The sequence below is a fragment of the Rhodococcus sp. 3258 genome (genome assembly GCF_031456475.1).
Classification (GTDB): Bacteria; Actinomycetota; Actinomycetes; order Mycobacteriales; family Mycobacteriaceae; genus Rhodococcoides; species Rhodococcoides fascians.
The window spans coordinates 109,280-123,704 of sequence record NZ_JAVDUT010000003.1; the positions used below are offsets into that span (position 1 = coordinate 109,280).

Below are 14,425 nucleotides of genomic sequence, written 5' to 3' on the forward strand. Positions count from 1 at the left end.
CATGCTGCACGACGCCTCCGACGACACGCCCGCCATCGCCGTATGGCCGGGATCCCCTTATCCACTGGGAGCGACCTACGACGGAGCAGGAACCAACTTCGCCTTGTTCTCCGAGGTCGCCGAGGCCGTGGACCTGTGCCTGATCGCCGAGGACGGTACCGAAACTCGTATTCGTTTCGAGGAGTCCGACGGCTACGTGTGGCACGCGTACCTGCCCACGGTCGTGCCGGGACAACGCTACGGCTACCGCGTCCACGGGCCGTGGGATCCGGCTGCCGGACACCGTTGTGATCCCAGCAAGTTGCTGGTCGATCCTTACGGAAAAGCATTCGAGGGGTCGTTCGACGGAGACCGATCGCTCTTCTCCTACAACATCGACATCCCGGCCGCCGAACCCGAGCCCGTGGAGTCCACGGACTCCGCAGCCGCGGATCCACTCGACGCCGACGGCGGGTTCGAGGACGCGGCGGATCTTGCCGATCCGGACGGCGAAATCGTCGACGAGGCACCGATCGCCCACGACGACGAGCCGAACAACGATTTCCCTCAGCACGATTCGCTGGGGCACACGATGACCACTGTGGTGATCAACCCCTTCTTCGACTGGCAGGCCGACCGCGCACCGAAGAGGCCGTATCACGAGACGGTGATCTACGAGGCCCACGTCAAGGGCATGACGATCACCCATCCGGACATCCCCGAGGCCGAGCGCGGCACCTATGCCGGTCTGGCACATCCGGTGATCATCGAGCATCTGCAGCACCTGGGCGTCACCGCGATCGAGCTGATGCCGGTGCACCAGTTCATGCAGGACCAGGTACTTCTGGACAAGGGACTGCGAAACTACTGGGGCTACAACACCTTCGGATTCCTCGCGCCTCATGCGGAGTATTCCTCGCATCAGTCGCCCGGTGCCGCGGTGACCGAATTCAAGGCGATGGTCCGTTCTTTCCACGCCGCCGGCATCGAGGTGATCCTCGACGTGGTCTACAACCACACCGCCGAGGGAAACCACATGGGCCCCACCATCAGCTTCCGCGGCATCGACAACGCGGCCTACTACCGACTGGTCGACGGCGATCTCGAGCACTACATGGACTACACCGGGACGGGCAACAGTCTCAATGCTCGACACCCACACACGCTGCAGCTCATCATGGACTCGCTGCGCTACTGGGTCACCGAGATGCACGTCGACGGATTCAGGTTCGACCTCGCATCCACCCTTGCCCGTGAACTGCACGACGTGGATCGACTGAGCGCGTTCTTCGATCTGGTGCAACAGGACCCGGTCGTCAGCCAGGTGAAGCTGATCGCCGAGCCGTGGGATGTCGGCGAGGGCGGATACCAGGTGGGTAACTTCCCCGGTCTGTGGACCGAGTGGAACGGCAAGTACCGCGACACCGTTCGCGACTACTGGCGCGGTGAGCCCGCGACGCTGGGCGAGTTCGCGTCCCGCCTGACCGGATCGTCGGATCTCTACGAGGCGACGGGCCGTCGCCCCGGTGCCAGCATCAACTTCGTCATCGCGCACGACGGCTTCACCCTCAACGACCTGGTCTCGTACAACGACAAGCACAACGAGGCCAACGGCGAGGACAACAACGACGGCGAGAGCCACAACCGGTCGTGGAACTGCGGCGTCGAGGGTCCGACCGACGATCCCGAGATCCTCGATCTGCGTGCCCGCCAAATTCGAAACATCATGGCCACGCTGCTGCTCAGCCAAGGCACGCCGATGATCGCGCACGGCGACGAACTCGGCCGAACTCAGCAGGGCAACAACAACGTCTACTGCCAGGATTCGGAACTGGCGTGGATGGACTGGTCCCTGGCCGAGACCAACGCCGACCTGATCGAGTTCACCCGCAACGCAATTGCGCTGCGCAACGAGCACCCGGTGTTTCGCCGTCGCCGATTCTTCGAGGGCAGGCCCATCCGATCGGGCGAACAGGCACGTGACATCGCCTGGCTCACCCCCGCAGGCGAGGAGATGACTCCCGAGGACTGGGACAGCGGTTTCGGCAAATCGCTCACCGTGTTCCTCAACGGTGAGGGCATTCCCGAGCCGAATCAGCGCGGGGAGCGGGTGGTCGACGACTCGTTCCTGTTGTGCTTCAACGCACATCACGAGACGATCGAATTCGTCACCCCGGACGGAAACTACGCCAAGGAATGGACGGTCGCCCTCGATACGGCAGCGCGCACGGGAGCGGGTGAGAAATCGATCGAAGCGGGTACACCGGTGGAGGTCACCGCTCGATCCCTACTCGTTCTACGAAAGACTGCCTGACTCATGCCGCTGCCCACCAGCACATACCGGTTACAACTGCGGGGCGATGCCTTCACCCTGGCCGACGCCTCGGACGTGGTCGACTACCTGCACGACCTCGGAGTGAGCCATCTCTATCTCTCGCCGATACTGACCGCGACCGACGGTTCGACGCACGGGTACGACGTCACCGACACCTCGACCGTCTCCGCCGCCCTCGGCGGGCGAGATGCATTGACTCGCTTGCACACTCGGGCTGCCGAGGTGGGCATGGGGATCATCGTCGACATCGTTCCCAACCACGTCGGGGTGGAGGATCCACGACAGAACGCGTGGTGGTGGGACGTTCTGCGGCGCGGTCGTGACTCGGAGTTCGCCACCTACTTCGACATCGACTTCGCAGCGGACAACGGAGTGGACGGCAAGATCGCGATCCCCGTGCTCGGCAGCGCGAGCGATGTCGCCGAGCTCACCGTCGACCGCTCCGAGGACGAGCCTCTGCTGGCGTTCTACGAGCACCGCTTCCCCATCGCCGACGGTACCGACGGCGACGACGCCCAGGCCGTGCACGACCGTCAGGCCTACCGCCTCGTCAGTTGGTCCGCCGGGCTGATCGGCTACCGGCGCTTCTTCTCGGTGAACGGCCTGGCCGGTGTCCGGCAGGAAGACCTCGACGTCTTCACCGACTCGCATCGCCAGGTGGCGAGCTGGATCGAGGACGGGCTGATCGACGGATTGCGCGTCGATCACCCCGACGGCTTGGCCGATCCTGCCGGATATCTGACCGAACTACGCGGGCTGCTCGGTCCCGACCGCTGGCTGGTGATCGAGAAGATCTTGGCCGACGGCGAACCGTTGGACGAGTCGCTGCCCGTCGACGGCACGACAGGGTACGACGCGTTGGCGGCCGTGGGCGGGATATTCGTCGACGCGGAAGGGGCACCGGCACTGACCGCACTGTCCCAGGTGCGCTCCGGCATCGCCTACGACGACGAGACGTTGCACGAGACAGAACTCGATCTCAAGACCGCTGTCGCGCGCGGCGACCTGTCCCCCGAGGTGCGACGCCTCGCCCGCGCCGTGGTTCGTGAATCGGGTACCTCCATCGAGCTCGAATCGGTGATCGACGCCATCGTTGCCGTTGTTGCCGCAGTTCCGGTGTACCGCACCGACTACGCGCCGCTGGCCGGTGTGCTTCCGGGTGTCGTCGCCGCCATCGGTGAAGAGCAGCCGGAACTGGCCGGCGGTCTCGACGCTCTGACAACCGCCCTGATCGCCGGTACCGAATCCCCCGTGCGTTTCGATCAGGTGTGCGGTGCCGTCACGGCCAAGGGCGTCGAGGACTGCCTGTTCTACCGCGCCAACCGGTTGATCTCGCTGCAGGAGGTGGGCGGCGATCCCGCTCGGTTCGGTTGCAGCCCAGCGTACTTCCATCTGAAGAACGCCGACCGCGCGAAGCGCTGGCCCGCCGCGATGACGACACTGTCCACACACGACACCAAACGCGGTGAGGACGTGCGGGCGCGTATCGGCGTGCTCTCGCAGACGCCGGAGCTGTGGGCCCGGGCGATCGCCGATTGGGAGGAGCTGGCCCCGAGCCCCGACGGCACCACGGGGATGTTCTTGTGGCAGAACGTCTTCGGTGTCTGGCCGGTCGACGGGGTGATCACCTCGACCCTGCGGGAACGGCTACACGCCTACGCCGAGAAGGCCATTCGCGAGGCCGCTCTCCGTACCACGTGGACCGATCCGGACGAGGAGTTCGAGACTGCCGTTCACAACTGGCTCGACGCAATTCTCGACGGTCCGGTGGCACGTTCGATGACTATGCTCGTCGAAAAGCTCTCGCCCCATGGACACTCCGATGCACTCGGGCAGAAGTTGCTCACACTCGTCGGTCCCGGAATCCCGGATGTGTATCAGGGCACCGAGCTGTGGGAGGACTCGCTCGTCGACCCCGACAACCGCAGACCCGTCGACTACTCGGTACGCCGGTCCGTTCTGGCCGGACTGAACGGATCCGCGCCATCGGTCGATACCGGTGCTGCGAAGCTGGCCGTGGTTCGTTCCGCGCTGACGGTACGACGCGAACGGCCTGCGAGCTTCGTCGGCGGTAGTTACACGCCGATCGTCGCGGACGGGACCGCGGCCGCGCATGTCGTCGGATTTGCCCGAGGTCCGTTGCCCGGCAACTCCGATGTGGTTGCGCTGGCCACGAGGCTGTCCCTCGGTGTGGCCGAGACAGGGTGGGGCGAGACGAGCGTGACGCTGCCCGACGGTCGGTGGCGCGACCGCATCACCGACGTCGAACACAACGGGACCGTTGCGGTCGCCGAGCTGTTCGCCTCCCTGCCGGTTGCACTTCTGGTGCGCGACAACGAAGGAGAGTCAGCACGATGACATCCTCGACCACGACATCTTCGGCCACGACATCTTCGGCCACGACCCGTGAATTCGCAGTATGGGCACCGACCCCGGAACGAGTACGGCTGCAACTGGACGACTCGGTCCACGACATGGAGCAATCCTCGGACGGCTGGTGGCGAGCAGAGGTGGCCGCCGCCGCGGACAGTCGCTACGGATTCCTCCTCGACGACGCCGAGAAGGCGCTGCCGGATCCACGCTCGCCTCGGCAACCCGACGGTGTGCACGAAATGTCCCAGGTGTTCGAGGTCGATCCGTCGTTGTGGACCGATTCCGCATGGACCGGTCGTCAACTCCCCGGATCGTCGATCTACGAACTCCACATCGGCACCTTCACTCGCGAGGGAACGTTCGACGCGGCGATCGACAAGCTCGATCACCTCGTCGACCTCGGCGTGTCTTTCGTCGAGATCATGCCGGTCAACGGATTCAACGGCGTGCACAACTGGGGCTACGACGGCGTCCTCTGGTACACCGTGCACGAGGCCTACGGTGGCCCGGAAGGGTTGCAGCGCTTGGTCGATGCATGCCACGGCCACGGGATCGGTGTGGTTCTCGACGTCGTCTACAACCATCTCGGCCCGTCCGGCAACTATCTGGAACGCTTCGGTCCCTACATGACCGAAGGGGCCAACAGCTGGGGCCAGGCGATCAACTATGCCGATGCAGACTCGGGCGAGGTGCGGCGCTACGCCCTGGACAACGCGTTGCGCTGGTTCTCCGAGTTCCACATCGACGCGTTGCGTCTCGACGCGGTGCACGCCATCGTCGACCACACCGCTGTGCATCTCCTCGAGCAGCTCTCGATCGAAACGCGCACCCTGTCAGCGCATCTCGGCCGTCCACTGACCCTGATCGCCGAGAGCGACCTCAACGATCCATCGCTGATCACGGCACGGTCGGGTGGCGGCTACGGACTCGACGCACAGTGGGACGACGACATTCACCACGCGATCCATGCTGCGGTCTCCGGCGAACGGCAGGGCTACTACGGCGACTTCGGGTCGTTGCAGGGCCTGGCGAACACGGTGCGGCAGGGCTTCTTTCATGCCGGAACGTACTCCAGCTTCCGCGGCCGAATCCACGGGCGACCACTGGACACCCGCCGCATTCCCGCCAGCTCTCTGGTGGCCTACACGACCACCCATGATCAGGTCGGCAACCGTGCGATCGGAGATCGCCCCGGCTTCTACCTCTCCCCCGGACAGCTCGCGATCAAGGCAGCTCTGGTACTCACCTCGCCCTACACTCCGATGCTGTTCATGGGCGAGGAATGGGGAGCGTCGACTCCGTTCCAGTTCTTCACCTCGCACCCCGAACCCGAGCTCGGCAAGGCCACGGCGGAAGGACGCAAAGCCGAGTTCGCCGAACACGGGTGGGACAAGAGCGACATCCCCGACCCACAGGATCCCGAGACGTTCACACGATCGAAATTGAATTGGTCGGAACTGGGCGACGGCGACCATGCCCGACTGTTGGCTGTCTATCGAGACCTACTGGCCCTGCGCCGCGAGCGGACCGAACTGACCGACCCGTGGCTCGATCACGTGAAGGTCGAGTACGACGAGGACGCCCAGTGGATCGCGATTCGCCGCGGCCGCGTCAGCGTGGTGTGCAATCTGTCCGAGTCCGCGGTGACGGTACCGGTCGGCGGCTCCACACTGCTCGAATGGGAGCCGACGACCTCGAACGACACCGGGTCTGCCACCACGGTTCCCGGTCACTCCTTCGCGGTGCTCGAATCCTGACGAACCCGTAGGTTCACCAGCACGAACACGGCGGTGACCGCAAGGACCACCGCGGTGGCGACGGCCGCAACGTGCATGCCCGAGACGAACGCGGCATGCGCGGAGTCCAGGAGGACCGTCGCCACCGAGTCCGGTAGTTCACGGGCCACCGCGTCTGCGCCGCCGAGCGTTTCGGCTGCTCTGGCACCGAGCTCGGGTGTGAGCTGCGAGGTGTCGATCCCGCGTCGGAAGATGGCCATGACGACCGTGCCGAGGATCGCCACTCCCAGCGCGATGCCCAGCTCGTACGCGGTTTCCGACACCGCGGACGCAGCCCCGGCTCGCTCGGGTTCGACGGCGCTGACCACCAGGTCGGACGTCAGAGTGAGCGCGAAGCCGACGCCTGCACCCACCAGGACGAATCCGGCGATGAACAACGCCGGGCTGGTGTCGGTACCGAGACCGACCAGGATGCCCGCGCCCGCAGCAGCTGCGATCATGCCTGCGCCGAGGACCGTGCCTGCGGTGAAGTACCGAACCAGAACCGCAGCGAGCAATGAGGTCACGATGCTGGCGGCCGTGCCCGGCAGCAACAGCAGTCCGGCTTCGAGCGGGCTGTTGCCCAGGACGAGCTGCAGGTACTGCGAACCGAAGAACAGCACGCCGGCGAGTGCGAACACGGACAGGAAGTTCGTCGCCACACCCGTCGAGAAGGCACGGTTGGCGAACAGCCGGATGTCGATCATCGGGGCGTCCAGAATCCGCTGTCGCCGCACGAACACCACACCGGCGATCACGCCGACGACGGCGGAGACCACGTAGGCCGGGTGAAGGCCGTGCGCTGCGATCTCCTTGACCGCGAACACGATCGGAACGATAGCGAGCATCGACAACGCCGAGCTGGGTAGGTCGAAACGGCCCGGGTTCGGATCCTTGGACTCGGGAATGACCAACGGCCCCAGCGCGATCAGCGCGATCATGACGGGAATGTTGATGAGAAACACCGAGCCCCACCAGAAGTGCTCGAGCAACCACCCGCCCACGAGCGGACCGGCGGCCGCGCCGCCGCCCGCCATCGCGCCCCAGACGCCGATAGCGGTCACCCGTTGGCGCGGATCGAGGAAGATCGTGCGAATCAAGCCGAGAGTGGCGGGCATCAAGGTCGCGCCGGAGATACCCTGCAGAACTCGCGCCGCGATGAGCATCTCCGGGCTGGTCGAGACAGCCGCAACGAGAGAGGCGATTCCGAAGCCCGCTGCTCCGATCAGCAGTAGGCGACGCCGACCGATCCGGTCACCGAGCGTGCCCATCGTGATGAGCAAGCCGGCCAGTACGAACGAGTACACGTCGATGATCCACAGCAGCTGATTGCTCGACGGTGCCAGATCGGCGCTGATGAACGGCAGGGCGAGATCGAGCACGGTTCCATCGACCGCGATGAGAAGGACGGCAAACGCGAGCACCACCAACCCGAACCAGTCGCGCGCGGTGGCTCTGGAGGCCGATCCGCCGTCGATCTCGTGCACCGCACCGGTCCGCACGTCGCTCACCATGACTCCATTTCGCCCGCCCGGTCCGCGACCGGGCACATTCTCGATACCAACCGTCCAGCCGGTACAGCTCCGAAGACTACCTCGAACCGTCCAGCCGGTAAAGTGAGTTTCATGTCATCTGACACACGCGACCGAATTCTGGATTCGCTCGAGACATTGCTTCTCGAACACGGCATGACCAAAGTGACCCTGGACAGCGTCGCTGCCGCCGCCGGGGTATCGAAGGGCGGCTTGCTGTACCACTTCAAGACCAAGGACGCTCTGGTCGCTGCCATGGTCCGACGGCTCGCCGTTCAGGCCGATCAGCAGCGAGCCGACGCCGGCGCAGGTGGCACCTCCGTGGCGGAGTGGTATCTGCAACCACCCGATTGCATTTCGGAGAAGGAAATCGCGCTCTACCGCTCCACGCTGGCGGCACTGCGCAGCGTCGACGGAAACTCCGGCGAGGTGCAGGACGCCGTCACGGACATGATGCAGCAGTGGGACGAGGGCTTACGTACCGAGATCGACGATCCGGTGCAGGCCGAGATCATCCGACTCGTCGGCGACGGGATATACCTCGGAGCCGTCCTCGACCTGCCCGCCGTCGACCCCGAACTGCACAAGCAGGTGGTCGACCGCCTGCTGGGTCGGTGACTCAGGTCAAGTAGCGGTAGACCGGCGAACCCGGCTCCAGCTGCTCCACCTGAAGGTGCGAGGACCGCATACGTTCGAGGAGGGCCGAAAGGCCGTGCGCCGAACCGAGTTGAATGCCGACGAGCGCGGCACCGGTCTCCCGGTTGTTTCGCTTGACGTACTCGAACAAGGTGATGTCGTCCTCGGGCCCGAGTACCTCGTCGAGAAAGCGACGCAGTGCGCCGGGCTCCTGCGGAAAGTCCACGAGGAAGTAGTGCTTGAGGCCGAGGTGGACGAGCGATCGTTCGAGAATCTCGCCGTACCGTGAGACGTCGTTGTTTCCCCCGGACACCAGGCACACGACGGTACTTCCCGGTGCGATGTCGAGATGCTCGAGCGCGGCGACCGCCAACGCGCCTGCGGGCTCGGCGATGACCCCTTCGTTCTGGTACAGCTCGAGCATTGCGGTACAGACCGCGCCCTCGTCTATCTGGGTGATCAGGAACGCACCGGGGCCGGAACTTTCGAACACCGGCGCGGTGATCAGGGGCAACGATGCATGGGACACCACCGTCGCGCCCAACGACTGCAGCGCCGAGTACGGAACATCGCCGATACGCCGGACCGCCGCCCCGTCGACGAACGGATCGATATCCGACAGCGTCACCGGCCCACCAGCAATCAACGCAGCGGTCATCGACGCAGCACCGGATGGTTCGACGCCGACCAACGATGTCTGCGGAGCGCGCTCACGCAGATAACTGGAGATACCCGCGATGCAGCCGCCCCCGCCGACGGGCATCACCACCACATCGGGTGCGCCGCCGAGCTGATCGACGATTTCCTTGGCGATCGTCCCTTGGCCCGCCACCGTTCGTGGATCGTCGAACGGCGGGACCATGGTGGCACCGGTACGGGCCACGTCCGCGGCAGCCGCGGCAGCTGCGGCGTCGAACGTGTCGCCGATGACAATGAGCTCCACGAAGTCGCCTCCGTGCACCCTGATTCGGTCACGCTTCTGCTTGGGGGTGTTGGCCGGCACGTAGATCCGACCTCGCACCTGCATGGACCGACAGGCGAATGCCACACCCTGCGCGTGGTTCCCGGCACTCGCCGTGACCACGCCGACGCTGCGCTCGGCCTCGGTCAACTGATCCATCAGGTTGTACGCGCCGCGAATCTTGTACGAGCGGACGATCTGCAGGTCTTCGCGTTTGAGGTAGACCGTCGCTCCGGTCTCTGCCGACAGGCGCTCGCACAACTGCAGGGGTGTCGCGGCGACCACCGAGGAAATTCGCATCGCAGCTGCATCGATGTCGGCCGCGGTGACGGCTACCGACGAGGGGTGCTGGGAGGCGAGCTCAGGTGATGAAGACACCAGCACATGCTGCCACCAGCGTGGAACGGTCACCCACTCGGGACCGTTCCACGGGCAGGCCGATCGCGCTCAGGCGCGCGCGAGGACGAACACCGGGATCTCCCGGTCGGTCTTCTTCTGGTAATCCGCGTAATCGGGGTAGACCGCGACCGAGCGCTCCCACCACACGGCTTTCTCGTCGCCGGTTACCTCCCGAGCGACGTAATCATGCTTTTCGGGTCCGTCCTGCAGCTCCACCAGCGGCTCGGCCTTGACGTTGAAGTACCAGACGGGGTGCTTCGGCGCACCACCGAGGGAGGCCACGATGGCGTACTCCCCATCGTGTTCCACCCGCATCAACGGCGACTTGCGCAGCTTTCCGCTCTTGTTTCCCTTGGTGGTCAGCAGCACGACCGGCATCCCGTTCATCGTCGTGCCTTCGGTTCCGCCGGAGTTCTCGTACAGCTCGGCCTGCTTTCGGGCCCAGTCGGATGAACTCGGTTCGTATTCTCCTGTCAATGGCATGGTTTCAGTCAACACCCACGGCCGCCGAGACGCCACCGAATCTCGATCGTCGCAGCTCGGAACCATGAGTTCGGTGGACCGAATCTTTGCGTGGGTATAGTCTGAACTTCACCCGCCGGACACCCGAATCATCGGGCCGGACGGGCGTACCCGAGGAGGACGCGATGACCTACACGAGCAACCAGGTGAGCCGTCGAACTGTCCCCGTTCTTCGCACGGTCGATGTCGCCGGAGTCGAATGGCCTCTGTACAAGCTCGAGGCCGTGGCCATCGGGCTCGTCGTGTTCGTCGCCACCCTCGCGCTGGTCGGATCACTGCAGGCAGCCGTCCTCGGCGGCGCGGCAGTCGCAATCGCCGCGTGGTGGACTCTCCGATTGACCGAGGTCCACCCCGCCCGGACCGGCTCACCCCGTCAGGCAGCCGGGCCCCAGTAGCGCCTTCAGGTCTCCCATCAGCGCCGACGTCGGCGTCACCCGCAGACTGTCGTCGAGCTTCATCGTGGTGATCTTGTCGCCACTGACCAAACGTAGATGGACGTCCGAGGTCCCTGGGTGGCTGATCAACACCCGCTTGAGCGCGCCGACCTTGTCTGCCGTGCACAGCCGCGTCGGCAAACTCACCGCGAGCGGCTTGTCGATACCGATCGCCGAAAGATCCGGCACCGCAAGATCGTTCGCGATCAACGACACCCGGTCGTCACGCACCGACACGCGACCCTTGACGAGCACCACCGAGTCCTCGGTGACGTCGGCACCGAACACCGAGTAGGCCTGTGGGAAGAACAGCACCTCGATGCCGCCGGCAAGGTCCTCGAGCTGAGCCGACGCCCACGTCAGACCGTTCTTGTTGATCCGCCGGTTCACCGAGGCCAGAATTCCGCCGACGGTGACCTGAGTGCCGTCCTTGATGTCCCCTTCGAGGATCGTCGGGATGTTGCAGTCGGACTTCGCGGCCAACATGTGCTCGACACCGAGCAGCGGGTGGCCGGAGACGTAGAGACCGAGCATCTCGCGCTCGAGGGCCAGACGGTGCTTGGACTCCCACTCCTCGTCCGGCACGCGGACGTTGAACACCGAGGAGATGGACTCGTCGGCGTCCTCACCGCCGAACAGATCGAACTGTCCGATCGCCTCGGCCTTCTTGGTGCCCATCACCGCATCGATCGCGTCGGCATGGATCAACATCAGACCCTTGCGCGGATGATCGAGAGAGTCGAAAGCGCCTGCCTTGATGAGAGATTCGGTGACCTTCTTGCTGCACGCGATCGCGTCGATCTTGCCCAGGTAGTCCGAGAAGTCCGTGTATTTGGACTTCTCCGACCGCGCTCTGATGATCGATGCGACCACGTTCGTGCCGACGTTGCGCACCGCGCCGAGACCGAACCGGATGTCCTTGCCCACCGATGCGAAGTTGAGCTCGGATTCGTTGACGTCCGGTGGCAGCACCGTGATGCCGAGCTTGCGGCAGTCGGCCAGGTAGATCGCGGCCTTGTCCTTGTCGTCACCGACACTGGTGAGCAGGCCGGCCATGTACTCGGCCGGATAGTTGGCCTTGAGGTACGCCGTCCAGTACGAGACCAGGCCGTATCCGGCCGAGTGCGACTTGTTGAACGCGTAGCCGGCGAACGGGAGCACGGTGTCCCACAGCGCCTTGATCGCGGCCTCGGAGAAGCCGTTGTCCAACATGCCCTGACGGAATCCGGCGTACGCCTTCTCCAGCTCGGAGAGCTTCTTCTTTCCCATGGCACGACGCAGCAGGTCGGCCTGGCCCAGGGTGTACCCGGCGACCTTCTGCGCGAGCTGCATGATCTGCTCCTGGTAGACCACCAGGCCGTACGTCTCGCCGAGAATCACCTTGAGCGGCTCTTCGAGCTCAGGGTGAATCGGCTTGACCTCCTGCCGCCCGTTCTTGCGGTCGGCGTAGTCGTTGTGCGAGTTCATGCCCATCGGACCCGGGCGGTACAGCGCCAGCACGGCGACGATGTCCTCGAAACCGGTGGGCTGCATGCGGCGCAGCAGGTCGCGCATCGCGCTGCCGTCGAGCTGGAAAACACCGAGAGTGTCTCCGCGAGAAAGCAATTCGAAGGTCGCCGGATCGTCGAGCGGCAACGCGTCGAGATCGATGTCGATGCCGCGGTTGGCCTTGATGTTGTCGATCGCGTCGCCGATGACCGTGAGGTTTCGCAGACCGAGGAAGTCCATCTTCAGCAGGCCGATGGCCTCGCACGACGGGTAGTCCCAGCCGGTGATGATCGCGCCGTCCTGGGCCCGCTTCCACACCGGGATTGCGTCGGTGAGCGGCTCCGAGGACATGATGACCGCGCAGGCGTGCACGCCCGCGTTGCGGATCAGGCCTTCGAGGCCCTTGGCCGTCTTGTAGATCGTGGCCACGTCGGGGTTGGAGTCGATGAGCGCTCGGACCTCGACGGCCTCCTTGTAGCGCTCGTGCGACGGATCGGTGATGCCGGCCACCGAGATGTCCTTGGCCATGATGGGTGGCGGCAGAGCCTTGGTGATCTGATCGGCGATGCCGAAACCGGGCTGGCCGAACTGCACACGTGCGGAGTCCTTGATGGCAGCCTTGGTCTTGATGGTGCCGAAGGTGATGACCTGCGCAACCCGGTCGCTACCCCACTTCTCCGTGGCGTAGCGCACCATCTCACCGCGACGACGATCGTCGAAGTCGATATCGATATCGGGCATCGACACACGCTCGGGGTTGAGGAATCGCTCGAAGAGCAATCCGTGCGGGAGCGGATCGATGTTGGTGATGCCCATGGCGTAGGCAACCAGGGATCCGGCGGCGGAACCACGGCCCGGTCCGACGCGGATGCCGACCGCTTTCGCGTGGTTGATGAGGTCGCCGACCACGAGGAAGTAGGCCGGGAAGCCCATCTCCAGGATCACCTTGATCTCGTACTCCGCTCGCGCGAGGTAATCCTCGGCCGGACCGTCGGGGAACCGACGTTCGAGTCCGGTCATGACCTCGTGCCGCAGCCACGTTCCCTGCGTGTATCCCTCGGGAACCGGGAAGATGGGCATCCGGTCGCGGTGCGCCCACACCTCGTCGTAGGGCTGGACTCGCTCGGCGATGAGGAGCGTGCTGTCGCATGCACCGGGTACCTCGTCGTCCCAGAGAGCACGCATCTCGGCAGCGGACTTGAGGTAGTAGCCGTCGCCGTCGAACTTGAAGCGAGTGGGATCGCTGAGCGTCTTACCGGTCTGGATGCACAGCAGAGCCTCGTGGTTCTCGGCGGCGTCCTTGGTGACGTAGTGGCAGTCGTTGGTGGCCAACGGCGGAATGGACAGCTTCTTGCCGATGTCGAGCAGGCCCTCTCGGACTCGTCGCTCGATGGACAGACCGTGGTCCATCAACTCGAGGAAGAAGTTGTCCGGTCCCCAGATCTCCTGCCACTTGGCCGCGGCCTCGAGTGCTTCGCGGTCCTGGCCCAGACGTAGGCGCGTCTGAACCTCACCGGACGGGCAGCCGGTGGTGGCGATGATGCCCTCGGCGTGCTGAGCGATGATCTCCTCGTCCATCCGGGCCCACTTGCCGAGCTGACCCTCGATGGACGCCAGCGAGGACAGCTTGAACAGATTGCGCACGCCGGTCGCGTTCTCCGCCACCATCGTCATGTGCGTGTACGCACCGCTACCGGAGACGTCGTCGGACTTCTGGCTTCGGTCGCCCCACAGCACGCGCTTCTTGTTGAATCGGGATTCGGGAGCGATGTAGGCCTCGATACCGATGATCGGCTTGATGTCGGCCTTCTTGGCCTCGTTGTAGAACTCGCTGGCTCCGTACATGTTGCCGTGGTCGGTCATGCCGACCGCCGTCATCTCCAACCGCGCCGCCTCCGCGAACATGGCCCCGATCTTGGCGGCACCGTCGAGCATCGAATATTCGGTGTGGTTGTGCAGATGAACGAACGAATCGGCCACGAAGGTTCTCT

9 protein-coding genes are annotated in these 14,425 nt (G+C 64.8%); 5 read left to right on the plus strand and 4 right to left on the minus strand.

Going from position 1 to position 14,425, the window contains the following annotated elements; all coding sequences use genetic code 11:
• Position 1: 1 nt before the first annotated feature.
• From glgX to treZ, 3 genes are read left to right on the plus strand one after another with little or no spacing between them, the layout of a single operon-like run.
• Positions 2-2,293 (plus strand): glycogen debranching protein GlgX, encoded by a 2,292-nt coding sequence (glgX, locus tag J2X62_RS11390; protein WP_032374340.1) that lies wholly within the window; start codon positions 2-4, stop codon positions 2,291-2,293.
• Positions 2,294-2,296: 3 nt separating this feature from the next.
• On the plus strand, positions 2,297-4,672 hold the full coding sequence (gene treY, locus J2X62_RS11395; protein WP_310180598.1) for a malto-oligosyltrehalose synthase: 2,376 nt from the start codon (positions 2,297-2,299) through the stop codon (positions 4,670-4,672).
• Entirely contained in the window at positions 4,669-6,444 is a 1,776-nt protein-coding gene (treZ, locus tag J2X62_RS11400) for a malto-oligosyltrehalose trehalohydrolase (protein WP_080736286.1), read from the plus strand. The genes treY and treZ overlap by 4 nt, the downstream gene beginning before the upstream one ends.
• On the opposite strand, the gene J2X62_RS11405 is transcribed toward treZ, so the two are convergent.
• Positions 6,417-7,973 (minus strand): MFS transporter, encoded by a 1,557-nt coding sequence (locus J2X62_RS11405; RefSeq protein WP_179274401.1) that lies wholly within the window; start codon positions 7,971-7,973, stop codon positions 6,417-6,419. The genes treZ and J2X62_RS11405 overlap by 28 nt on opposite strands.
• A 114-nt stretch (positions 7,974-8,087) precedes the next feature.
• Between J2X62_RS11405 and J2X62_RS11410 the strand changes: the two genes are divergently transcribed.
• Positions 8,088-8,612, plus strand: coding sequence for a TetR/AcrR family transcriptional regulator (locus J2X62_RS11410; protein ID WP_032374344.1), 525 nt, complete (start codon positions 8,088-8,090; stop codon positions 8,610-8,612).
• A 1-nt stretch (position 8,613) separates the two neighbouring features.
• On the opposite strand, the gene ilvA is transcribed toward J2X62_RS11410, so the two are convergent.
• Both ilvA and J2X62_RS11420 read right to left on the minus strand, forming a co-directional pair.
• On the minus strand, positions 8,614-9,969 hold the full coding sequence (gene ilvA / locus J2X62_RS11415; RefSeq protein WP_222068257.1) for a threonine ammonia-lyase IlvA: 1,356 nt from the start codon (positions 9,967-9,969) through the stop codon (positions 8,614-8,616).
• A 69-nt stretch (positions 9,970-10,038) separates the two neighbouring features.
• The gene (locus J2X62_RS11420; protein WP_027497325.1) at positions 10,039-10,473 is read right to left on the minus strand and encodes a nitroreductase family deazaflavin-dependent oxidoreductase; all 435 of its coding nucleotides are present in this window, start codon (positions 10,471-10,473) and stop codon (positions 10,039-10,041) included.
• A gap of 164 nt (positions 10,474-10,637) precedes the next feature.
• Between J2X62_RS11420 and J2X62_RS11425 the strand changes: the two genes are divergently transcribed.
• Positions 10,638-10,907 (plus strand): hypothetical protein, encoded by a 270-nt coding sequence (locus J2X62_RS11425; RefSeq protein ID WP_222058678.1) that lies wholly within the window; start codon positions 10,638-10,640, stop codon positions 10,905-10,907.
• Here the strand turns inward: J2X62_RS11425 and dnaE are convergent.
• Positions 10,878-14,414 (minus strand): DNA polymerase III subunit alpha, encoded by a 3,537-nt coding sequence (gene dnaE / locus J2X62_RS11430; RefSeq protein WP_310180610.1) that lies wholly within the window; start codon positions 14,412-14,414, stop codon positions 10,878-10,880. The two genes, J2X62_RS11425 and dnaE, sit on opposite strands and share 30 nt — an antisense overlap.
• Positions 14,415-14,425: the final 11 nt, after the last annotated feature.